The following is a 24,289-nucleotide window of genomic DNA, read 5'->3' as shown; positions in this document are numbered from 1 at the left end:
TTGAGTTAAATATGGTCAATTTATCCCTGCTGGTTCTGTTTGTTCCTACGTTTTTATTTGTGTCTGCCACCCCGGGCATGTGCATGACCCTGGCCATGACGCTGGGTATGACTGTGGGTATTCGCCGGGCGCTGTGGATGATGTTGGGAGAACTGTTGGGCGTTGGGCTTATTGCCGTGCTTGCCGTGGTCGGTGTGGCTGCGGTGATGCTGAACTATCCAGCCGCTTTTACGGTGTTTAAATGGCTGGGGGGGGTGTATCTGTTTTACCTCGGGGGGCAGATGTGGTTGTCCAGGGGGAAAATGGCCATTCCTCATGAGGGGCTGCAACCAAAAGAGACGGGTGCCAGAGAGCTTATGATTCAGGGGTTTTTTACTGCGGTAGCGAATCCCAAAGGATGGGCATTCTTTATCTCATTGCTACCACCCTTTATTTCAGCAGATCAGCCGCTGACTCCACAGCTGATTATTCTGGTGGCCATTATTCTGGTTATTGAATTTATCTGCCTGAATATATACGCAGCCGGTGGCAGAACGCTGCGACATTTTCTGCAGAAAAGCGGTAATGTCCGGGTGTTGAACCGGGTTGCCGGTTCTCTGATGATGGGGGTGGGTATCTGGCTGGCGGTTGGTTAAATCTGGCAGAATAAATCAACTGCCAGCGGAGGATCTGTTGCCAGAGAAAAATCTGTTTAATCTGTGTAAGGGGGGTTGTGGAGCTCTCCTCCCTCTCAGAATTTGAATGTCCTGGTTTAAATCCGCAATTTTTCTGGCGTAAAGATGTTGACGGTTCCCGGCGTCATTACAATGGTAAAAATCATGGCATTTTACTTTGAATATGCCTCGTTTTTGAATACGTTCTGCCTCATTCCAATCTTTAAGGCACTCAAAGCAAATGTCATGGTCACAAAAACTGGCATCTGCGGCTGCATTCTGACGTGCATGGAGGCCTGACCGTCGAATGTGATTACAGCCTGAAGATCTCTCAATGAGGTTATCACATTTCGGGCATGGCCTGAATTTACTGTCATCCGCCTGGGCCATCTGGTAGACCTGCAGTTTTGCATTCAAATCAGAAAGCCGCTGTTCCTGATTTATGATATGTGCTTCATCACAACTCTTATTGAAATGGGGCTTTTCTTCACAGTTTGCGCAAAACTTGCGAGTACAGGGTACGTAACCAATATTGCGTTTGTAAATTTGTCCAGAGCAGCTGATTACAGCCTGTTCAGGCTCTCTCAGATTGACAAAATACTGTTCATTGCAGTCTCGGCATGTAGCATTTTTTGTCACTACAGGGCCAAGCAATGGGGAAAACGGATCCCGGGCAAAAATTCGGAGTTGTGATTGCAGGTGGAAATCTTGCAGCATCTGCAAACATTCCGGGGATGATATCTGTTGAGCAAGCTTGTCGACGGGTATGGAGTGGTGTTTGGACGAATCGCACGTTGGGCAGGCTATGCCAACGCCATTTGTTTCATCATTTGTTATGGGGTCTGCGATTCGATATTGAGTGTGCTGTGCCAGGCAGTCAGAGTGAATCCACGTTGCTGTTTCACATCCGGGGATAAATGCTGCTTCTGGTGCACTTTGAAAATCACTCAGGCAGACAGAGCATTGTGCATCGGTGGGTGGTTGAGCCTTACTTGCATCCGACGTTTCTTGTTGTGGAACAGGTTCCGGGTTTTGTGCAGCAGTAGATTCTGGCATGGGAGCAACAGGATTTAATAAATGGCGGGTTCCGCGCAGGTAGGCACCATCAGTTGCTCTCATTTCATAAGTTATGGTTCTGGGTATGTTGGGGTCAGCCTCAAAAACGGCCTGTAAGGTACGATCCAGCCATGAAGCCAGGGCATCAGTATTCGAGTCTTCATTAGATCGTCCAATATTGTTAGAAGCAGTACTGTTAGAAGCAATACTGTCAGGAGCAATATTGTTAGAAGCGATATTTAAACTGGAATTGGGAAACATATTTTGGTATTTAAATTCTTGATTTACTACCAATAGACTAAATTTTGATCCCAAAGTTCCATTTTCTTTAAGTAATCTGTCTCGGAGTATTAATATCAATTATTCTCTGATTGCTGCTACCCCGCCAGGGCAGTGACAGATCTCTCTTATCCAGCTCAAAACGTCCATCAATCAGCACATCAATGTATTGCACAACGTTTTGTTGAGCCTGGCTGAGCTCTTCCAGCGTGTAGCCAGTCCAGAGCCAGATATTTTTCTGCGGATATTCGGCTTTTACCCGCTGAACCAGCTTCAGTATGCCGGATAGATTGCCGGGAAACAGTGGGTCTCCGCCGGACAGCGACAGCCCATCCCGTTTGATGCGGGAATCCCCAAGGTCGGCAATAATCCGGTCTTCCATGGCCTGGTCAAAAGGGGTTCCCTTGTGGGCATCCCAGGTGGTGGCGTTATGGCAGCCTTGGCAGCGGTGTTCACAGCCACTGACAAACAGGGTGCAGCGGGTGCCTTCACCATTGACCACATCGATTGGATAGTACTGGAGATAGTTCATGCTCTTTGCTTTTCCATGGTACCTGTGGTGCCTGTTCCCACGCAGAGCGTGGGAACAGGCAGCCGTATCAGAGGTGCTTCACCCGACGAACCACTTCTTCCTGCTTACCTTTAATAAACGGGCGGCTGTTCGGTTGACCCAGGTAGCCACAAACACGACGGGTAACGGACATCTTGTCGGAGTCACGGTTTTTGCACTGCGGGCACTCAAAACCACGGCTGGTGGCGTTGAACTCACCTTCATAATCACAGCTGTAGCAGGAGTCATTGGGTGTATTGGTGCCGTAGTATGGGACCTTGTCGTAGGTGTAGTCCCAAACGTTTTCCAGAGCCTTCAGGTTGTTGACCATGTTCGGGTACTCACCGTAACAGATGAAGCCACCGCTGGCGTGTTTGGGGTATACCTGTTCAAAGTCGACCTTGTCGTATGGGTTGACCTTCTTTTCCACATCCAGATGGAAAGAGTTGGTGTAGTAGCCTTTTTCAGTCACGCCTTGAATAACACCAAATTTCTTTTTGTCCAGACGGCAGAAACGGTCACACAGGCTTTCACTCGGGGTTGAGTAGAGGCTGAAACCGTAGCCGGTTTCCTGTTTCCACTTATTCACCGCGGCACGCATGGTTTCCACAATGGCAACGGCTTTCTGGCGCAGCTCTTCACTGTCGTACAGATCACCAGAACCATTTTTGCCACCATAAAGGGCATTGATCGTCTCATGGATACCGATATAGCCAAGGGAGATGGAGGCGCGGCCATTTTTGAAAATATCGCTGATCTTGTCATCGGGCTTCAGGCGAACACCACAGGCACCTTCCACATAAAGAATCGGCGCTACCCGTGCACGGACACTGTCCAGACGCTGGATCCGGGTCATCAGGGCTTCTTTCGCCAGCTGCAGACGCTGTTCCAGCAGCTGGTAGAAGGTCTCTTCACTGCATTTACTTTCAATTGCTATGCGGGGCAGGTTGAGTGAGACGACCCCCAGGTTATTACGGCCATCGTGAATCATCTTGCCGTCTTCTTCATAAACCCCCAGGAATGAACGACAGCCCATGGGTGTTTTAAAGCTTCCGGTCACTTCAACCAGCTTGTCATAGTTGAGAATGTCCGGGTACATCCGTTTGCTGGCACACTCCAGTGCCAGCTGCTTGATGTCGTAGTTCGGATCTTCAGGGCTGAAGTTCACCCCTTTTCTGATGGCAAAGACCAGTTTTGGAAAGACCGGTGTCTTGCAGTTTCTGCCCAGACCGCGAATCCGGTTTTTCAGAATGGACTGCTGCACCAGGCGCTCTTCCCAACTGGTACCCAGACCAAAGCCAAAGGTGACAAACGGCGTCTGACCATTGGCGGTGTGCAGGGTATTTACCTCATACTCCAGTGCCTGGTAGGCGTCATAGCAATCCTTTTCGGTCATTTCCATAGCGTATTCACGGGCTTTCCCTTCATCATGGATCCAGCGCATACCTTGCTGCAGGTGCTTTTCAAAGGTTTTGCGTACGTAAGGTGCGTGAATACGGTCAATCTCATTGATACTGGTGCCGCCATAGATATGGCTGGAAACCTGGGCAATGATCTGGGCTGTGATGGCCGCTGCGGTAGTGATTGATTTGGGCGTTTCAATTTCCGCATTACCCATGCGGAAACCGTTGGTCATCATTCCTTCAATATCGATCAACATGCAGTTGAACATTGGGAAGAAGGGCGCGTAGTCCAGGTCGTGGTAATGGATTTCGCCACGGTCATGGGCCGCAGTAATATGCTTTGGCAGAATATGCTGTTTGGCGTAGTGCCTGGCGACCACACCGGCCAGAAGGTCCCGTTGGGTGGGGATGATTTTACTGTCTTTGTTGGCGTTTTCGTTGAGCAGCTCTTCATTATCCTGGTTGATAATGCTCAGAATGTCCCGGCTCAGGGCATTACGAGACTCACGTTCAATATCCCGGATCTGACGATATTCAATGTATTTGCGGGCAGCGTTATGGTATTCGCTGCTCATCATCAGGTGCTCTACCTGATCCTGAATATCATAGATATCCACCAGTTCCAGACCTTCCACGGTGCTGGCTACTTTTTTCGCAACGTACTCAGCAAAGTCATGGTCTTTGATCTGAGCATCATTGAGGGCGCTGGCAACGGCTTTTACGATGCGTGGTGCATCAAAAGGCTGGCGTGAACCATCGCGTTTGATGATCTCAGTCATGGTGGGTCTCCGGACAAATAGAGTAATGAGATATTGCGCCTTTTCGGGAGGAATATCTACAGGTAGTGGTATGCGTGCCTGGTTGGCACTATATGGTGTGGTGTTTTGCGGCGGCTATGATCTACTAAACTGTTTGATTCTGCAATATTGACAAAACGTAAATCTGCTGGGGAAAGCACGGTTTTCATTCGGAAGTCAGGAGTTACTGACAGGGAAAGCCTTGCATACTGTGTGGTTAAACACGATGGGCCTACTGGAAATAGCATTTTGCAGGTATATGCCGAAATATTTTCATATCAAGAGGAAAATGACTGCGACTGTGCAAAACAGGTGCAGCATGGCAAGCGCACTTCATCGCCATTCGGCAACGCTTTCCTGGTTCAGAGTCGGTATTGAATAAAATGTTAAAAAATTTTGGAATGGAGGAATTTTTTCTTGGAAAAGTGGTCAAACACTGAATCTAATGAAAACAATTTAGTAATAAAGTACAAAAAAATGAATCCATTTTCTAATTACCTTTTTTTTCCCCCTGATACTTTTGGTTGGCTCACTGAAACACCATGTGATACAAAAGAGATTGGAATAAGCAGTGGACTTTTTTATGATAAAAAAGTTAAAGCAACTGAATCGGCTGGTTCTGGCTATGTTACTGAAATGATCAAACGAAAAGATATTTTTGATTCGCCCATTCGCTCAGTAATGGAGAAGACTTCTCCAATGTTTCCTAAGTTTGATGATATTGTCTCTACGTCTGCTAATAGCGAAGGAAATAAACGCCCACTATTTTCGAACCACGAAAATTGTAATAAATCTGGCAATATTGATATTTCCATAGAAACAAAACTGAATGAACCGGATGCTCAGATAGAAAATTCAACAAAGGTCTTGCACACTGTCAAGAAGTATTTTCAGTGTAATCAATGTGACAAGCGCTATAAACGAAAGTGGGATCTGGAAGAACATAGTCGTGTACACACTGGCGAAAAGCCCTTTAAGTGTAATGTATGCGAAAAGAGCTTCGGGTATGCCTTTAGCCTGAAAATACATACCCGCGCCCATACTGGCGAGAAACCCTATAAGTGTGAGCTATGCGACAAGGGCTTTGCCCAAAGCGCTGGCCTGAAAAGACATGCCAGCACCCATTCCAGCGCGAGGCCCTTTAAGTGTGGGGTGTGCAAAGAGAGTTTCAGTGAAGCCCGTGGCCTGAAATTGCATACCCGTATCCATGCCGGCGTGAGACCCTATAAGTGTCAGTTGTGCGATAAAAGCTATATCCAGAAAAGTGGCCTGACTGACCACAACCGCCGCCTCCACTCCAGTGAGAAGCCCTTTAAGTGTGAGGTGTGCGAAATAAGCTATGCAATAAAAAATGATCTAACAAAGCACCAGAAATCTAAACGCCACTTGCAGACACTGGCTGAACTGTCATCAACCTGACCATCAGGAAATACTAGGAGCCTGTCGGACTTAAGACTGTCCTACTGCGGTTGCGATAAATTGGTCTAAAAATTCCTACTTCTTCGTCAAATAGCCTCGCTATTCTCCTCAGAAGCAGAAATTTTTATCCTCAATTTCTCGCAATCCTCGCTACGGACGCTAAGTCCGACAGGCTCCCAGTCGCTGTCCTCTGGACAGGCAAACGGTAAAACCTGCTTTGCCTGTCCGGGAGCCCCGTTAGATCGGTCAAAAATTATGGAGAACTGTCGGTTATCTCAGAGGGTAAATGTAATTGTTTTACTTGGCCGCCCTGTAAAGAGCAAACAGGTTCCTGGCAAGTCCTTATGCCTGGTTGTGACAAATGTTAAAAAATTTGGAATGAAGGAATTTTTTCTTGGAAAATTGGTCAAATGGCAGATCTATCGAAAACAATTAGGTAATAAAGTACAAAAATGGACCCATTTTCTCATTACCTTTTTTTTTCCCCTGAGGATTTTAACTGGCTCACTGAAACAACAATATGTGATGCAAAAGAAATTGGAGTAAAAAATGGGATCTTCTGTGATAAAAAAGTTAAAGTGATTGAGTCGGTTGATTCTGGCTATATTGCTAAAGTGATCGAACGATACGGTGTTTTTGATTCACCCATTTGGCCAAAAATTAAGAAGACCCCTCCGCTATTTCCTAAGCCTGATGATCTTTACCATACGTCCGCAGATAGTGAGGTAAATAAACGTCCACCATCTTCGCACCTCGAAAATTGTGATAAATCCGGAAATGGTGATATTTTCACAGAAATAAAAATGAATGAACCGGGTGCTCAGATAGAAAATTCAACAAAGGTCTTGCACACTGTCACGAAGTCTTTTCAGTGCCGTCAATGTGAGAAGCGCTTTAATCGAAAGGTGAATCTGACAAATCACATGCGTATACACAAGGGCGTAAAGCCCTATAAGTGTCAGTTATGCAAAAGGAGCTTCACTCATTCCAGTAACCTGAAAATACATACCCGCCGCCATAATGGCGTGAAACCCTATAAGTGCGATCATTGTGACAAGCGCTTTACCCAAAGAAGTGACCTGAAAAAACATACCCGCATCCATACCGGCGAAAGGCCCTATAAGTGCGAGGTGTGTGACATGAGCTTCAGTATGGCCACTGGCCTGACACAACATACCCGCATCCATACCGGCGAGAGGCCCTATACGTGCAAGGTTTGCAAAAAGCGCTTCAGACTCGCCAATAGCCTGAGAAAACATAGTCTCATGCATGCCGGTGAGGATGGTACCTTTAAGTGTGAGTTGTGCGAAAAGAGCTTTAAACTAAAGAGTTATCTAATAAAGCACCAGAAAACCAAACGCCATTTGCAGAAACTGGCTGAACTGTCATCAACCACCAGGAAATACAGGTCGTTGTCCTCTAAACAGGCAAACGGCCGTTTATGAAAAACAATTATAAAATTTACGTCATCTTTGTGGCAGGGATATTGATGGACTCTGTTGATGATGCGATGATTTGCGCCTTTTTTTGTATCTGTCCTGAAATGGAGAGAGGAGATTGAGTTGAGCGCTAGTTCTGGAAAAGCATCCCTGGCCAATTGCGAGTTTGATCAGCAGCAGGAAACCGTATTATCTGCCTATCTGGCATCACGCCCTGGCGGGAAAAGCGGTCAGGTTATGACGCTGCCAGCCATCAAAGGCCTGATGTTTGCCATTGCCAACTCACCGGTTAATGTTCCGCCGGATCGTTGGATGACCCTGGCACTGGCGACTAACACACCGCCGTTTGAATCCCCACAGCAGGAAGATGATATCCGCCATATCCTGTTTAACCTGCTGGATAAAACCAGAAAGACCATCACGGGTGGTTTTGAGGTACTGCCGGAAGAGTGCCGGGCTGAAGATGTGTATTGTTCAGAATTTTCCCGCCTGCAGGAATGGGCGACAGGTTATGGGCAGGGCTGTCAATTGCTGATGGATGTCTGGATCCAGGTGCTGAAGCATCCCGGGGTTCAGCCTATGGAAGAGTCCTGGTCCAGTTGCATGGTGCTGCTGAACGTCTGGAGTCGTGCAGAAAGCCTGCTGGAAAAAGCCAAAAAGAAAGATGGCCCGGATGTGAATAAGATGCTGCAGGCAATGCCAGCGGTGGCCCGGGAGATGGCGGTGATGTGTCACGATATTCGCGAGATCTGGCAAAAGGCGCTGGAAAAGCCCGCTCCGGTCAAGGTGACCAAAGTTGGCCGCAATGACCCGTGTCCATGTGGCAGCGGCAAAAAGCACAAGAAGTGCTGTGAAAAGGCTTAAAAGAAAGAACTGTTAACCACAAAGACATCAGGACACAAAGTAACGGCATTTTGATGGTAAGGAATTGGCCCGGAATAATTTGCACATTTCTGAGCTTCAAAACTACGTTCGTCCTGAGCCTGTCGAAGGGCGTGAACTCCGGCCTCATGTATTGTGCCAATCACCCTTCGACAAGCTCAGGATGAACGGAGATCGAGTTCAAAATGTCGAAATTATTTAAGGGCAATTCCTTACCTTCTGTTGCTCTCCTTTGTGTCCTTTGTGCCTTTGTGGTGCAAAAAAAGTCTTTTAAGTACGCCCGTCTTCCCCTTCGCCCACCGTACGCAGCCCGATATCTGATCGTTGTACGGTTACCCGCTCGCCCGGCAGTTCGGCTGGTGCTTTATAAAAGTGCAGTTCCCGTTGCGGGAATGGAATGGTGATGCCTTCCCGATCAAACCGGACTTTTACTTCACGGGTAATATCCCAGTATACATCCCAGTAGTCGTCTGTTTTTACCCAGGGACGAACGACAAAATCCACGGATGACTCATTGAGGACATGCAGACGAATAACATGCTCTGGCGTTTTCAGGATTTTCGGATGGCTGCTGACAATATCTTCGAGAATCCCTTCTACCTGCTCAACATTGTCGCCGTAGGCAACCCCGAAGACCATATCCACCCGGCGGATCCGTTCTGAGGTGATGTTTTTGATGGTTTCTCCCCAGATCTTGGCATTAGGCACCATAAAGACCTGGTTATCGAAGGTGCGAATGGTGGTGTTGACCAGGCTCATCTTGCCGACTTTACCGGCAACACCGCCCGCCTCAACAAAGTCACCCACATCAAAAGGGCGGTAGATCAGGATCATCATTCCGGAGGCGAAGTTGGACAGGGTATCCTGCAGGGCAAAACCGATGACAATACCGGCAACACCGAGACCGGTCAGTACCGGTGTCAGGTCCAGACCCACCTGTGCCAGGGCGAACAGGAGGCCAAAGATGATCACCAGGTTACCACCAACATTGATAAAAAATTCCTGAACCAGTGTACTGAAACGGGCTTTTTTATGGGTGACGGCACGGGATATGCCCCGCCGAACCAGACGCGCTAACACTATCGCTGCCGCCATCAGAGCGGCAAACAGGAACAGGCGGGAGAGGATGCCACCCAGATTGGCTTTGAACCAGTGCGTCAGGTCGTCCCATAGCCCAACAATTACCGTGCGCAGCGTATCAATGTTAACCACGGCTTCGGCCAGATTGCCGGTTGCCTTGAAGATCAGTTCATTGTAATGATCCACCGGCAGTCCCTGTTCTTCCATCATCATCACGATCTGCCTCAGGTTGGTGACCGCGCTGCGCACCAGGCGATCCTGGGTGGCAATTTTACTTTCCAGAGAGCTTCGGGAATCCGCAGGAAGGGATTTCAGCTCGGTCTGTAACAGTTCTTTCTGACGGTTATTGCTGCGCAGGTAGGTAGCCATAAACTCGGCATAGCGGGTGATCTCATGGTCAAGTTTCTGCTGTAATGCGGTGGTATCAACCTGCCAGCTTTTCAGTAAATTCAGGTTATCCAGTCTTTCGCTCTGTAGCCAGTTGATATAGGCGTAAAAGTCATTGATATGGAACAGCACCAGTAATTGCTCGTCCGTTTCAGCCTGTTCGTATTGTTCAAACATTTTACGCAGGTCGGATGAGGCGGGGGTCAGTCGGGCTTCAAAAAAACGGTTTTCCGCGTTCACCACCTCCTCGCCCAGTTGCACGGCGGCTGTTGTATTAACGGCCTTAACCTGGTCCAGGAAGTTATTTACCCGTTGCGTGGTCGTGCGAATATCGGAGACGATCTGTTGCTGAATCAGGTCGCGGCTCATTTCTGATGTGGTTGCCTCCCAGCTGGCTTCCATCTGATGCACGCGCTTGCCGGTGGCTTTAATATCCGTTATTACCGCAGCATGAGCATCAATCAGCTCCGTTGGTAACGGTGGCTGGGGAGCGGTGATGTCGGCAAAGGTGTTGAAGGAAAAAAACACTAATATCCAGACAAGGTTTCTGAACATCGGAAGTCTCCGAAAGGAACATCAGACGCTGTTCCAGTTTAGGTGTTGATTGTTGGCGCTACGGGAAAATTTGTGGGCCAGAATTTTACCTCTGCTTTGTTTAAAGAGATATGCTGATGTAGCATTTTGGGCAAAATGCTGGTTCTGGAGGAGAGCAAAGGCTGGCAAAAGCCAGCCTTTGAAAGGTTATTTCAGAAGATCTCTTCCCGGTAGATGGCCATCTCCGTAGTAACATCAGTAAACAGTGTTGGCCCGACCCAGTTGCCTTCCGGAAGTCCGGCAGCCGTGCAGTCACTGCCGTCCAGCGGTGACAGGAATAAACTGTGAGCTTTCACTGGTGATGAATTCGCCATCGATAAACAGGGGGATTCTATTGGGCATGGGATTACCTGTCTTATTTTATGATTAAGCGTGTTCTTCCCTACCCAGAGGATCTGGCGTTGCCGGGCGCTCTTGCGGCCGCGCAGCAACTCCAGCTCCTTTGGGAATATAGCCAATACGTCTTAATGGCAGGCTCAAAGGGTTTGCCATTTGAGCCTTTCTTTCTATTGATAAACAGAGATGGCGGCTTTTACCGCTTCGCCGGGTGTGAACCTGTGGCCCTGTCTCAGCAGCGCAGATTCCAACGCTGAGAGACAGTGCAATACATTGGTTTGATTAGCGGCATACCCCATCAGGCCGATCCGCCACACTTTGCCGACAAATGCGCCGAGACCTGCACCAATCTCCAGGTTATATTCCGCCAATAGTTGCTGTCGAACCGCAAGGTCATCGACACCCTCCGGTATAACCACGGCATTCAGCTGGGCCAGTCGCTCCTCTTCAGGAACCAGCATTTCCAGTCCCATGGCGGCCAGTCCGGCAACCAGTGCCTGATGATGCCGCTGGTGCCGCTGCCAGCTGTTGTCCAGCCCCTCTTCCTGCAACAGGTAGAGCGCTTCGTGCAAGGCGTATAATTGGTTGACGGGTGCCGTATGATGATAGGCTCTTTTGCCATCACCCCCCCAATAGCCCATAACCAGGTTCATATCGAGAAACCAGCTGCGTACCGGTGTTTTTCTGGCCTGGATTTTCTCCACAGCGGCTTCGCTGAAGCTGACCGGTGACAAGCCGGGAACACAGGACAGGCACTTCTGGGAACCGGAATAAACGGCATCGACTCCCCATCCATCGACTTCCAGCTCTGAGCCGGCCAGCGAAGTTACGGTGTCGACAATGGTCAGGCAGTTATGCTTTCTGGCCAGCTGACACAGTGTTTTTGCATCCGAACGTGCACCGGTAGAGGTCTCGGCATGAACAAAAGCCAGAACTTTGGCATCGGGGTGGGCGTTCAGTGTTTCTTCCACGGCTTTCGGGTCCACTGCACGCCCCCAGTCGGAATCGACGGTAATCGCGGTACCGCCCATGCGTATGACGTTTTCTTTCATCCGGCCGCCAAAGACACCGTTTATGCATACAATGACCTTGTCGCCTTCTTCGACCAGGTTGGCAAAACAGGCTTCCATTCCTGCCGAACCGGGTGCGGAAATGGGCAGTGTCAGCCGGTTGCTGGTCTTGAAGGCATATTGAATCAGTGACTTCAATTCATCCATCATCCGGATGAACTCAGGGTCAAGATGCCCAATGGTGGGTCGCGCCAGGGCTTCGGTAATTCTGGGGTGAACATCTGAGGGGCCGGGGCCCATCAGGGTACGTTTCGGGGGGTGAAAAGGGGCGATAGTCATAACTGCCTGTTATTCTCCATTTATGGGCACTGCTGTCGGGTAGAGCGTGCCAGTCTATTATTCTGGGGAAGCCTGACAGCAGAAGGCTTGTCAGGCAGGGCTTTCAGTCGATGTTGCTATTCGGCTCGCTTCAATAATACTACTTCGGGCAGCGGATATTCATCAACAACGACCTTTCCAGAGGACGGCATGATTTCCGCTTTGCCTTTCACAACGGTTTTACCATTCTGGTTGATCACATTGGTCGAGACGGTTGCACGCTTTCGTTGTTCATTGATTTCCAGAATTTCCAGCTCAACCGTTACCGTATCACCGACTTTTACCGGGCGCAGGAATTTTAGCTCCTGGCCCAGATAGATACCACCGGGGCCCGGCAGTTTTGTCGCCAGGGCACAGGAAATCAGAGAGGCGGTCCACATGCCGTGGGCAATACGACCTTCGAACTGGGTGGTTGCGGCAAATGCCTCGTCCAGGTGGACGGGATTAGTATCGCCGGATACTTTGGCAAACAGCAGGAGGTCTTCGTCGGTCAGTGTGCGTGTCAGGCTGGCCCTGGTGCCAATGGTTAATGCTTCAAATGGGATGTTTTCCAGCTTGCGCATAAGTACAGGCTCTATTGCTTTGTTAAAGTATGGGTAACTGTTTTGTCAGAACGGTCTGAGCGTATATTTTCATTGGCAATGATTATCGCACCTTTTGTGGACAGATGTTGCTTTTGTGGTCATTCCGTGCAGCTTCTTTTTGATAAACCAGGGGATCCTGTCTGAAATGGCAATAGAGTCGATCTTCAACGCTTTATTACCTGATGGCAGGTTTCTGAATCGAGTGTGATTTGACTGCAGGGCCCGGATTACTGTTTTCTCAATTTGCTTCTGTAATAGCGGTAATTGTTTGTCACTCACCCCATCAGATTGGAAATAAACTGGTTCTGCGCTGGTCCGCCGATACCTGAAGATTTGTCCATAGTTCAGAAATCGGCGACTTATGGATATTGTTAGCTGTGCTTTTCAAGCCAGGTGCACAGTTGATCAATCACTTCCTGATGGTTGGTTTGATGAAATAATTCGTGTCTGGCACCTGGGTATAGTGTCAATGTTGTATTGTTGTGCCCAGAACTGATCCATGCCGTTTGCAGGTTTTTTAAGCCATCCGGTGCGCTGACAGGGTCTTGGTCTCCCCCTATGATCAGCACTGGCAGCTGATGGTTGATTTTCTTTAACAGGCTTGTTGAACTGATTTCCTGCAGCCCCCCCGAACAGGTCATGCCAGAGCTGGTTGCTGCAGCGAAAACCGCAAAGGGGATCCTTGACATATCGCATAACCGATTCAGGGTTGCGGCTTAACCAGTCAAACTCTGTCGTATTGGGTTTAAAGCGGTTGTTGTATCCGGCAAATGTCAGTTGGTGGATGACAGGGCTGTGCCCCATCACTCCCTGGCGCAGGGTTTCAATTTTGGCGACCAGCCGGGCCAGCATCAGCAATGGCTTTGCCACCAAGTTTGACCCAGAGAGAATGGCACCGGATATATTGGGGTTATGCCTGCCCAGATAGCTTTGCAGGATAGAACTGCCCATGCTGTGACCCAGAAGAAAGCAGGGGAGAGTCGGGTGCTGGGCAAGGGTGTGGTCAACGACCCGTTTCAGGTCCTGAACCACATTATTCCACCCATCATGGTCACCAAAATGCCCCTGGCTGGACGTTTTATCTTTGTTGATGGTGGCACCATGCCCGCGATGATCATGGGCATAGACATGAAACCCTCTTCTGGTCAGCTGCTCCGCCAGCTCTTGGTAGCGGGCACTGTGCTCAGCCATGCCATGACTGATATGGAGCACAGCCTTTGGACTTTTTTTCGCCAGCCACTGGTAAACCGGAATACGGTGGTGGCCTGACTGGCTGTTGATGGTTACCAGTGAAGGTGGTGATTCCGAGTGGGTCATAAGTAGTTAACCAAATGAAATCATATATTTCTGACTAAGTTGTCAGTCACTCTGCGGCGTTGCAACTCCGGTCACATAGCTACGGCTATGCTCCCTACGTTGCGCCTTGTATAGCAACTGCCCACTTAGCCAGAAATATACGATTCCATTTGGCCAACTACTTACAGCGTCCTTGAATAGGCTTTTAGATTCATTATGCTTAACATCTGAATTGAATGGAAACTGGCTCGAGTATTTTCACGTTTATTTTATCAAAGTTTGGCTGAAGGTTGTCCGTAGTGATCACGGACAGTGCTTCTACCTCAATCATCTGTTCAATATCAAAAGAGGTGGCATCACCGGAGCGGTTATCGATCAGCTTGTATTTTTGCAGTGATAAAATCGTCCTCACTGACACATCACCGTTATCAAGAACTCTTGTTTCCGTTCTTATTTGTCTTTCAGGCATAGACAAACTGAGGTTTTTACCAATGAAATACAGATTCAATAAATTGTGGAAAATATTGGCAGATCGTTGGCTACAGAGAAAAGTTAAAATGTGTACCTGTTTATGAGAGCACAGGATCTTGTCAAGTTTTGCTTCAATCAGGGATTGGAATAGCTGTTCACGAGTATCACGGTCTGTAAGGTTCCCTGTGTCAAAGGTCATTTGGTCGATAATAACACCACTCTCCTCCCTTTCCTTGAATGAGCAGGTTTTTGTATTGCTGTAAATGCTAAGCAGGGGGCGGTCTGACGGAGAGTAAATGTCAATATTCATGCCTCTTAATAAATCATTGGAAAAAATGTCACTTAATTTCGTGTTGGAGGAGATTTCGAGATCTTTTTGATATTCTGTTTTCAGGTGCAGGTTGCACTCATCCAACTCTTGGTGCTCCAAATCGTCCATTGACATTGAGTAGTGGTTTTGTGACAGGTTGGTTAAATGTCTTTTAATACCCAGGCTGCTATTAATACAGGCTTCGACCTGATCAAAAATCGTGGTCATCGTTGTTATACTCCGGGCGGGATGGTCCTGGGTTGTTAAATGGTGTTCCACTGACTTTCTGTCATCTGTAAAGCGTTGAATAGCGCTGCCCGGGTTGTCACCGAATGTTATCAGGTAGTAATTTGTCAGGGTTTGCAGTTGCTCATCCCGGGATAATGTCAGCTCATTTAACTGGTTCAGAAATTTGCTCATTCTATTTGGCGAAAGAAGGCTGCCAATAAAAACCTTAATTGCTCTGGTTTCGGTAATATGCTGCCAAAGACGTATAAATTCCTTAACGGGTTTGGTCATGTCAGGATCCCCGGATAAACGAGGCGTACTCTTGCTGCAAAGGGGCGTTGCCCGTTTTCTCTGGAGCGATGACACAGGCCATCGCTGACTCACTACTGGCTGAAGAAGAGGTACCGATATCAATCGCTCAGAAAGATGGGTGCTCAGTGATGAATTTATGGGGCTTGAAGACTGTGGTTGTGCTGTCTTCAGTGGTTGTGCTTTATGGCTATCAGATGGTGGCGTGTAAGTGCCCGTTAGCAGGTGATTGCCGCTTATTCTGTCCATTGGCTTTTCTCTTGTGAATACTATTGTTCAGGCCTTCGTTGAAAGCAGGTTAGAAGTATTTACCGCAGGTCGTCTATCAGGAGCAGCAGAAAACTGATAACCTCAAAAAATTTTCCAATGCGATAGTCTGCAAGACAGGTTGAACAGTTTGCGAGCCAGTTTTTATTCTATACAGCTCCATCATGGATGTGGGAGGCGTACTCCATGACCACCGGTTTCTGGAAAGACAAGTACCCGCAAGGTATTCCTGCAACGATTGATGTTGGTCAGTATCGCTCAATTATTGATGTACTGGAGTACAGCACCCGTAAGTTTGCCAGCAAACCGGCATTCAGCAACATGGGGCATGAGCTGAGCTATTCCCGTCTTTATGAGCTCAGTGGGCATTTTTGCAGTTATCTGCAAAATCACACCGATTTGCGCCCCGGTGATCGTATAGCCATTATGCTGCCCAATGTCATGCAGTTTCCTGTGGCGGTCTTTGGTGCACTGCGTGCGGGATTGATTGTGGTAAACACCAATCCGCTCTATACCGAACGTGAGATGGAGCACCAGTTCCGCGATTCCGGTGCCAAGGCGCTGGTGGTGTTGGCCAACATGGCGCACATGGCTGAGAAGGTGGTTCCCAAAACGGCCATCAAGCATGTTGTGGTGACGCAGGTCGGCGATATGCTACCCACCCTTAAGCGGACACTGGTGAATCTGGTGGTCAAACACGTTAAGAAAATGGTGCCGGATTATTCGCTGCCATCGGCGGTGTCATTTACCACTGTTCTCAGTCGGGGAGCCTTGCACCATTGCACGGATATTCGCCGGGAAAATGATGATGTTGCCATCTTGCAGTATACCGGTGGTACGACAGGTGTCGCTAAAGGTGCCATGCTGACTCACCGCAATATTCTCAGCAATATGTTCCAGGTCAAGGCGCTTGTTGGGGGTAATTTGCGCGAAGGCGAGGAGCTGATTATTGCGCCATTGCCGCTTTATCATATTTTTGCTTTTACCGTGCATTGTATGGTGGCTATCTTGATGGGTGAGCATAACATGCTTATTACCAACCCGAGGGATATGAAATCCTTTATCAGGGATTTGACCGGTAAGCCTTTCAGTATGTTTATTGGTCTGAATACTCTCTTTGTCGGGCTAATGAACCAGGAAGCCTTCCGTCGTCTTGATTTCTCCTATCTGAAAAACACCATTTCCGGTGGTATGGCGCTGCAACTGGATACTGCGGAGCGATGGGAGAACCTGACCGGCAGTTGTATCTGTGAAGGTTATGGTATGACAGAAACTTCACCAGTGGTGACGATTAACCCACTGGGTAAAATCAAGCTGGGTACCATTGGTCTGCCAGTGCCGTCCTGTGAATTGAAGGTGGTTGATGCTGAAGATCAGGATCTGCCCATTGGTGAAGTGGGTGAACTCTGCATAAAAGGCCCTCAGGTGATGAAGGGCTACTGGCAGAGTGAGCAGGCCACTGAAGAAGCGATGCTGGATGGCTGGCTGAGAACCGGCGACATTGCCCGAATAGACGAGGAAGGTTATGTCACCATTGTCGATCGCAAAAAGGACATGATCTGTATCTCCGGTTTCAATGTGTACCCGAATGAACTGGAGGAGGTGCTCTCTGCCCACCCTGATGTCTCTAAGTGTGCCGTGATCGGGGTGCCCGATAAACGCTCGGGAGAGGCGATCAAGGTGTTTGTGGTGTCCAGTAATCCGGAACTGACCAAAGAAGAAGTGATTCACTTTTTCCGGCAAAACCTGACGGGCTATAAAGTACCCAAAATGGTTGAGTTCAGAGATGAGCTGCCCACGACCAATGTGGGTAAGATCCTCCGTCGTCATTTGCGTGATGAAGAGCTGGCAGCCCGGCAAATTTAATGAGTGGTTAGGGCCTGTTGACGTTTCGTTGCGCTGAGCACGCAACGAAACGTCAACAGGTCCTGGAATTCCTCTCAGGCGGCCATTCAGGCCGCTTGTCAAACTTATATAATCATCACTGATTCCATATAAACGGGAGTACCTGGGTGTCCGGCTTTTCCGATAAGCAACTGCGCCAGTCCATCAATCAATGCATGATACGCGATCGTTACCGCTTGCGTGGTCAATTGCGTCGGCTGAAACGGGATGATGAGGCAGGTCTGGAGCGGATTCAGAAAAAAATAGCGTCATCGCTGTTGCTGGTAGAGCAGCGACAAGCGGCTCTTCCTGACGTCCGTTATGAGCAGGCGCTACCGGTGATTGACCGGAAAGAGGATATCGCCAGGGCTATCCGTGAGCACCAGGTAGTGGTGATCGCCGGTGAAACAGGCTCAGGCAAGACAACCCAGCTGCCAAAAATCTGTCTTGAAGCGGGTCGTGGTATTTTTGGTACGATTGCCCATACCCAGCCCCGGCGACTGGCCGCCCGTTCCGTTGCCAATCGCATTGCTGAAGAGCTTGGGGGCGTGCTGGGGGAGCAGGTTGGTTACCAGGTGCGTTTCACCGATCACTCCACCGAAACTACCCTGATCAAGTTGATGACTGACGGTATTCTGCTGGCCGAGATCCAGAATGACCGTTTTCTTAACCGCTATGACACCCTGATCATTGATGAAGCCCATGAGCGCAGCCTGAATATTGATTTTCTTCTGGGCTATATCAAGCTGATTCTGCCTAAACGACCAGACCTGAAAGTCATCATCACGTCGGCTACCATAGACGTCGAGCGGTTTTCAAAGCACTTTGATCAGGCACCGGTGATCGAAGTCTCGGGCAGAACCTATCCGGTAGAGACATTATATCGTCCACTGGAAGATCTTGAGCTGGAAGGGCGTGATGCCGACCAGCGATTACAGCAGGGGATTCTGGGCGCACTGGAAGAGATTGACAGCCTTGAACGCGCAGGAAAGGGCAAACCACTGGGCGATGTGCTGGTGTTTCTCAGCGGTGAACGGGATATCCGGGAAACTCACCAGTTTCTCCGGGATGCCAAACTGCCCCATACTGACATTCTGCCACTGTATGCCCGCCTTTCTGCCGCTGAGCAGAACCGGATCTTCCAGGAACACTCCGGTCGTCGTGTTATTTTGTCCACCAACGTCGCCGAAACCTCGTTAACGGTGCCGGGCATTCGCTATGTGATTGACCCCGGTACTGCCCGTATCAGCCGCTACAGTGTCCGGTCAAAAGTCCAGCGGCTGCCGGTTGAGGCTGTGTCGCAGGCATCGGCCAATCAGCGTAAAGGGCGCTGTGGTCGTGTTGCCGAAGGTATCTGTATTCGCCTTTACTCTGAGGAGGATTTTCTTTCCCGTCCGGAGTTTACCGATCCGGAGATTCTCAGAACCAACCTGGCGGCGGTGATCTTGCAGATGTTGCGGATGGGGCTGGGCGATATCGCCGCGTTTCCGTTTGTTGATCCACCGGATGGCAAAGCCATTAATGATGGCTTCAAGCTGCTGCAGGAGCTGGTGGCGGTGGGTAAAGACCGGCGTATTACCCCGATTGGCCGACAGCTGGGGCAGCTGCCGGTAGATCCACGCCTTGGACGGATGCTGATTGAGGCGAATAACAATAATGCCCTGCATGAAGTGTTGATTATTGTCAGTGCCCTGGCGGCACAGGATCCCAGGGAACGCCCGCAGGACAAACAGCAGGCGGCCGATCAGCGACACCGTGAGTTTTATCACGATGACTCGGACTTCATGACATACGTGAATCTCTGGGAAGCCTATGAGGAACAGCGGCAGGCACTGTCCCAGAATCAGCTGCGCAAATACTGCAATAAACAGTACCTGTCTTTTATGCGCATGCGCGAGTGGCGCGACCTCCATCGACAGCTGACACTGGCCTGTAAAGACCTGCAATTCCGCTTGAATGACAGCCCTGCCAGCTATGGCGATGTTCATAAGTCACTGCTATCCGGCCTTTTGTCCCAGTTGGGCAGTAAAGATGATGAAGCGGATTATATGGGGGCCAGAAACCGGCGCTTCTATCTGTTTCCGGCATCGACGCTTTATAAGCGCAAGCCCAAATGGGCGATGGCGGCAGAGCTGGTGGAAACTTCCCGGCTCTTTGCCCGAACCAATGCCAAACTGGAGCCCCAATGGATTGAGCCGCTGGCAACGCATCTGGTGAAGCGGAACTATTTTGAACCCCACTGGGAGAAGAAACGTGCCCAGGTGGTGGCGTTTGAGCAGGTCACACTGTATGGATTGATCATTGTCGGCCGTCGTCGGGTGAATTATGGCCTGATAGATCCGGTGGTTGCCCGGGAGATCTTTATCCGTGAAGCCCTGGTTGAAGGGCACTTTGATTCCAAAGGGGCATTTCAGAAGCATAACCTGGCATTGATTGACGAAGTGGATGAGCTGGAAGCGAAGTCCCGCCGCCGGGATATTCTGGTGGACAGTGACACGCTCTACCACTTTTACGATGCCCTGATTCCTGCGGATATCTGTAACGGTGCGGGCTTTGAGCAGTGGCGCAAAGGGGCTGAACGACAGAAGCCTGATTTGCTCCACCTTACCAAAGAGTATCTGATGCAGCATGAAGCAGAGCATATCACCGTCAACAGATACCCGGATCGCTTCCGCTGGGAGGGGTTGGAGCTGCCGCTCAGTTATCACTTTGCCCCGGATGAGCCGGATGATGGCGTCACCCTGACCGTGCCGGTAGAGGCATTAAGGTTGCTGCCCAGGCATCGTCTGGAGTGGCTGGTGCCCGGTATGCTGTTCGACAAGTGTGTGGCCCTGGTTCGATCCATGCCCAAGCCGGTGCGTAAGAACTTTGTCCCTGTGCCTGATTTTGTCAACGGTGCTTTGGAATCACTCTCTGCCTGTGACGAGCCGCTGACCGACATGCTTGGGCGACAGCTGACCCGTATGTCCGGTGTGCGTATTCTCGAAGAGCACTGGAATACAGATAGCCTGGATGGACATTTGCTAATGAATATCCGGGTGGTGAATGAAGATGGCGATGTTATTGGCCAGGGGCGTGATTTAAATCAGCTCAGACAACAGTTCTCTGACCATGTGCAGGATACCATCCGAAAGCTGGCGAAAAGTCATCTGGAACAGGAAGGTCTGCTGGACTGGACCTGTGGCGAGCTGCCCCATGAGATTACCCGGAAAGCCGGGGGGCTGGTATTGAAGTCATACCCGGCCCTGGTCGACCAGCGTGATTCCGTGGCGGTTCAACTGTTTGAGAGTGCGGCGATGGCGGACGTTGAAAACCGCAAAGGGTTGACGCGATTGCTCAGGATCAGGCTGTCCACCCAGCTGAAGTTTGCCTTGAGTAAAATGACCCGATTGAAGGAAACCCGGTTGCTGGCGACCAATCTGGTGCATCAGAGTCAGCTGGAAGATGATTTACAGAGTTTGATTATCAGCGGCGTCTATCTGAATGATGACAACGGGTTGCCCAGAAACCGGGAGTCATTTCTGGCATTGCTTGAGCGGCATAAAGGCGACATTGTGCCTTTTGCCGAGAAGATCGATCCCATTGTTAATGAGATTTTTCGTATTGCCCAGGGGGTGAGTCGTCAATTGAAAGGAAAGATCAGCTTTGATCGGGCATTGTCGCTGGCTGATATCAAACAGCATTTACAAAGGCTGTTACGCCCCGGCTTTATGGCTGATGCCGGTAGGGAGTGGTTGAGCCACTACCCCCGATATTTTAGAGGGATTGAAGCCAGACTGGAGAAACTGCCCGCCCAGGTAAACAAAGATAGAGCGTGGACGGAAGAGCTGGCTGTACTACAGCAAAAATATGAAAAACGGCTTGATGCGCATCTTCAGCAGAAGATTGTTGATCCGAACCTGCAATTATTTTACTGGATGATCGAAGAGTACCGGGTTTCCCTGTTTGCCCAGCAACTGGGAACCCGTTTTCCGGTATCAGACAAACGTCTTCGTAAACTGTGGGAACAGGTTGAGGATATTTAAGCAAGGTTACTCCCTCGGGATGTCCCGGAGGGAGTATCAGTGAAATCAGAAGTCGTAGCGGATACCGGCCTGTAACTCGTCATCCGTGTTATCAATCTGCTGGAATCTGTAACCGGCGTAGGTTCGCAGGTTGCCATTGAACTTGTAAACTGCCTCAATGGCAAACTCGTCAATTGTGTCTACTGTTGCACCAGCCTTGGGGTCTACTTCCTGATAGTTGTAAACACTGGCCAGGGTAAGTTTCTTTACTGGTTTGTATTTAGCTGATATTTCGTAGCCGGTAATATCATTGTCAGCGTTGCTACCCAAGGTGTACAGGGCACCCAGGGTAATGTCGTCAATAGAGTATTGGACGACAAGATTAGCCTGGTCGTCGTCGTTGACCCCGCTGGTTTGGGAAACATAACCGGCACCAATATCAACTGAGCCAATATTGTAGAGGGCAGCAATACCGTAGCTTTCGGTATCTTTGGTGTTATCTTCATCCGCTGCGGTATAGTTGGCCTGAATGGTCAGGGCATCAAACTCTCCGGAATAAAGGAAGGTATTTTCGCGTTTGTCTTTGTTGCCATCAACGATATCTGCTGCTTCGGCACCAAATGTTGCCATAATATCAGTGATATCAGTCAGCAGTACCTGAGCCGAGTCTTGTTTGCCGTAGGAAAACTCTCCAAAAGAAGTGCCTAAACCTGCAAAGTAGTAACGATTGGTTAGTTCAGACTTGTCGTCAAACTGAGTCTCATATTTACCAAAGCCATACAGCTCTTCGGAGATCTGGGTTTTTCCGGTTATCTTTACGCGGGCGCGGGACTTATCTTTGAAAGAGTCAGTGTCGGCACTTTTATTTTCGTCAGAGATATTAAAACGGGCTTCTGCACGACCCCCGACTTTTAGCAAAGTCCCGTCTTCATCATAAACAGTTACAGCAAAAGCAGGGGTTGATGCCAGTGCGGTCAGAATGGTTGTAGTCAGTGCTGCGTTCTTCATTTTGCTTGTATTACCTTACTTATGTGGATGAACGTTCTGTTCATTAGATTGAGACCGTTATAGTAATTAGCAAAAATGAAAGAAAAATTTCTGTAAAGTTACGATTTTATTGCGATTTTATTTCTGTCTGATGAATTCGGGGGCGATGCTTTGATCCGTCTACTTGATCCGTCTACGATGAGCGGTCGAGGGGGACATTATGGACTGAGTCATTGATATCAGAGAACAATTTTTTTTCCCCTGAAAACTATCACCGTCTTAATTATAAGATTTTTGCATATTATCCATTATAAATAATTCAAACGGTTCTTTTCACCGCCTGAGCCTTGTCTATCCTTGCCTGATTTTGCAAGGCAACAGCTTTGATATCCCAACCTGTCGTTCAGCCAACGGTGAATGGGGGGCTATGGGCCAATGGCACTGACTTAGGAGTTGTCTGGAAATAACTTCCCTATTTTCATTGCCTGACTCCGTTCGGACTGAGCTTGTCGAAGTTCGGTGGCACGACCCTTCGACAAGCTCAGGGTGAACGGAAATCGGGAACTTATTAAAAGACAATTCCATAGAGCGGCAAAGGACAAGCGAGAGCGCGAGCACGTTTATAAAATATCCGGGTTAAGTAGTTGGTTAACTACTTACGATGCCCTGATTCCTGCGGATATCTGTAACGGTGCGGGCTGTGGGAAGTGGTGCAAGGGGGCTGAACGACAGAAGCCTGATTTGCACCACCTTACGTTTGAAAGTCCGGCGATGGCCGACTTTGAAAACCGCAAAGGGTTGACGCGATTGCTCAGGATCAGGCTGTCCACCCAGCTTAAGTTTGCCTTGAGTAAAGTGGCCAGATTGAAAGAAACCAGGTTGCTGGCCACTAATCTGATGAAGCAGAACCAGCTTGAAGATGATTTGCAGAGTTTGATTATCAGCGGCGTCTATCTGAATAAGGACAGTGAGCTGCCCAAAAAACGTGAATCATTCATGGCATTGCTGGAGCAGCCCAAAGGCGACATTGTGCCTTTTGCCGAGAAGATTGATCCCATTCTTAATGAGATCTTTCGTATTGCCCAGGGGATTAGCCGACAACTGAAAGGTAAGATCAGTTTTGACCGGGCCCTGGCCCTGGCAGATATCAAGCAGCATGTGCAAAGACTGTTACAGCCGGGGTTTATGACGTCAGCGGGTATGGAGTGGCTTAGCCATTATCCTCGTTATTTCAAGGCGATTGAGGTCAGGTTGGAGAAATTGCCAGCCAAGGTAAACCGTGATCGCGCCTGGACGGAAGAGCTGACCGCTCTGCAGCAGAAATATGATAAACGCCGAGAGGCTCATTATCAGCATAAGGTGATCGATCCAAATCTTCAGCAATTCTATTGGATGATTGAAGAGTACCGGGTTTCCCTGTTTGCCCAGCAGCTGGGCACTCGTTTTCCGGTATCGGACAAACGACTGCGGAAATTGTGGGAAGAGGTGGAAGCGATTTAATTCATCAGTGTTTTCTCACCAATGTTATCAAGGAGTCACGGTAAATGTGTCAAGCATGGGCCTGATCAATATATCGGCCCTTGATAGGTCTGGTTAATGAGTACGTGTTATTTGATCTGTCATAACCTGTAGATGTTGTTAAGTCCGACAGGCTACTACTCTGCCGGTTGATGCCCGGCAGATAAT

15 protein-coding genes and 1 pseudogene are annotated in these 24,289 nt (G+C 49.1%); 7 read left to right on the top strand and 9 right to left on the bottom strand.

Annotated elements, in window-relative coordinates:
- Positions 1–11 precede the first annotated feature (11 nt).
- Positions 12–635: a LysE family translocator gene (locus ACO6VE_RS02185; RefSeq protein WP_422459578.1), complete on the top strand. Its 624-nt coding sequence runs from the start codon at positions 12–14 to the stop codon at positions 633–635.
- Between the two features lie 1,402 nt (positions 636–2,037).
- Here ACO6VE_RS02185 and nrdG read toward each other — a convergent pair.
- Positions 2,038–2,520, bottom strand: a complete 483-nt coding sequence (gene nrdG, locus ACO6VE_RS02180; protein WP_422459484.1) for an anaerobic ribonucleoside-triphosphate reductase-activating protein — start codon at positions 2,518–2,520, stop codon at positions 2,038–2,040.
- Between the two features lie 67 nt (positions 2,521–2,587).
- Entirely contained in the window at positions 2,588–4,720 is a 2,133-nt protein-coding gene (nrdD, locus tag ACO6VE_RS02175; RefSeq protein ID WP_422446491.1) for an anaerobic ribonucleoside-triphosphate reductase, read from the bottom strand.
- A 435-nt stretch (positions 4,721–5,155) separates the two neighbouring features.
- On the opposite strand from nrdD, the gene ACO6VE_RS02170 reads away from it, so the two are divergent.
- The 3 genes from ACO6VE_RS02170 to ACO6VE_RS02160 all read left to right on the top strand — a co-directional run bounded on the left by ACO6VE_RS02170 (position 5,156) and on the right by ACO6VE_RS02160 (position 8,460).
- Complete coding sequence (locus tag ACO6VE_RS02170) at positions 5,156–6,157, top strand: C2H2-type zinc finger protein (RefSeq protein ID WP_422459482.1); 1,002 nt, start codon at positions 5,156–5,158, stop codon at positions 6,155–6,157.
- 452 nt (positions 6,158–6,609) lie between these two features.
- Complete coding sequence (locus ACO6VE_RS02165; protein WP_422446487.1) at positions 6,610–7,602, top strand: C2H2-type zinc finger protein; 993 nt, start codon at positions 6,610–6,612, stop codon at positions 7,600–7,602.
- A gap of 117 nt (positions 7,603–7,719) precedes the next feature.
- Positions 7,720–8,460: a UPF0149 family protein gene (locus tag ACO6VE_RS02160; protein WP_422459480.1), complete on the top strand. Its 741-nt coding sequence runs from the start codon at positions 7,720–7,722 to the stop codon at positions 8,458–8,460.
- 288 nt (positions 8,461–8,748) lie between these two features.
- Here ACO6VE_RS02160 and ACO6VE_RS02155 read toward each other — a convergent pair whose 3' ends face one another.
- The 6 genes and pseudogenes from ACO6VE_RS02155 to ACO6VE_RS02130 all read right to left on the bottom strand — a co-directional run bounded on the left by ACO6VE_RS02155 (position 8,749) and on the right by ACO6VE_RS02130 (position 15,710).
- Complete coding sequence (locus tag ACO6VE_RS02155) at positions 8,749–10,500, bottom strand: mechanosensitive ion channel family protein (RefSeq protein ID WP_422446483.1); 1,752 nt, start codon at positions 10,498–10,500, stop codon at positions 8,749–8,751.
- 194 nt (positions 10,501–10,694) lie between these two features.
- A pseudogene (locus ACO6VE_RS02150) lies at positions 10,695–10,805 on the bottom strand (aldehyde dehydrogenase family protein); the annotation flags it as partial.
- Between the two features lie 240 nt (positions 10,806–11,045).
- A complete protein-coding gene (locus ACO6VE_RS02145) occupies positions 11,046–12,224 on the bottom strand; it encodes a pyridoxal-phosphate-dependent aminotransferase family protein (protein ID WP_422459478.1) in 1,179 nt (392 codons plus the stop codon).
- Positions 12,225–12,340: 116 nt separating this feature from the next.
- Positions 12,341–12,826, bottom strand: a complete 486-nt coding sequence (locus tag ACO6VE_RS02140; RefSeq protein WP_422446479.1) for a MaoC family dehydratase — start codon at positions 12,824–12,826, stop codon at positions 12,341–12,343.
- Between the two features lie 426 nt (positions 12,827–13,252).
- Positions 13,253–14,164 carry an alpha/beta hydrolase gene (locus ACO6VE_RS02135; RefSeq protein WP_422459476.1) on the bottom strand — a complete coding sequence of 304 codons (912 nt, stop codon included), beginning with the start codon at positions 14,162–14,164 and terminating at the stop codon, positions 13,253–13,255.
- Positions 14,165–14,363: 199 nt separating this feature from the next.
- Positions 14,364–15,710 carry a hypothetical protein gene (locus ACO6VE_RS02130; protein ID WP_422446475.1) on the bottom strand — a complete coding sequence of 449 codons (1,347 nt, stop codon included), beginning with the start codon at positions 15,708–15,710 and terminating at the stop codon, positions 14,364–14,366.
- A 204-nt stretch (positions 15,711–15,914) separates the two neighbouring features.
- On the opposite strand from ACO6VE_RS02130, the gene ACO6VE_RS02125 reads away from it, so the two are divergent.
- Positions 15,915–17,594 carry an AMP-binding protein gene (locus ACO6VE_RS02125; RefSeq protein WP_422446473.1) on the top strand — a complete coding sequence of 560 codons (1,680 nt, stop codon included), beginning with the start codon at positions 15,915–15,917 and terminating at the stop codon, positions 17,592–17,594.
- Positions 17,595–17,740: 146 nt separating this feature from the next.
- Complete coding sequence (gene hrpA, locus ACO6VE_RS02120; RefSeq protein ID WP_422459474.1) at positions 17,741–21,637, top strand: ATP-dependent RNA helicase HrpA; 3,897 nt, start codon at positions 17,741–17,743, stop codon at positions 21,635–21,637.
- A gap of 45 nt (positions 21,638–21,682) precedes the next feature.
- Here hrpA and ACO6VE_RS02115 read toward each other — a convergent pair whose 3' ends face one another.
- Positions 21,683–22,624, bottom strand: a complete 942-nt coding sequence (locus tag ACO6VE_RS02115; RefSeq protein WP_422446469.1) for a porin — start codon at positions 22,622–22,624, stop codon at positions 21,683–21,685.
- A gap of 498 nt (positions 22,625–23,122) precedes the next feature.
- Here ACO6VE_RS02115 and ACO6VE_RS02110 point away from each other — a divergent pair, with 498 nt between their 5' ends.
- Complete coding sequence (locus ACO6VE_RS02110) at positions 23,123–24,103, top strand: DUF3418 domain-containing protein (protein WP_422446467.1); 981 nt, start codon at positions 23,123–23,125, stop codon at positions 24,101–24,103.
- Positions 24,104–24,289 lie beyond the last annotated feature (186 nt).

This window comes from Endozoicomonas sp. ALB115, assembly GCF_049310245.1.
Lineage (GTDB): Bacteria > Pseudomonadota > Gammaproteobacteria > Pseudomonadales > Endozoicomonadaceae > Endozoicomonas.
This window is presented reverse-complemented; position numbering and strand designations above follow the sequence as displayed.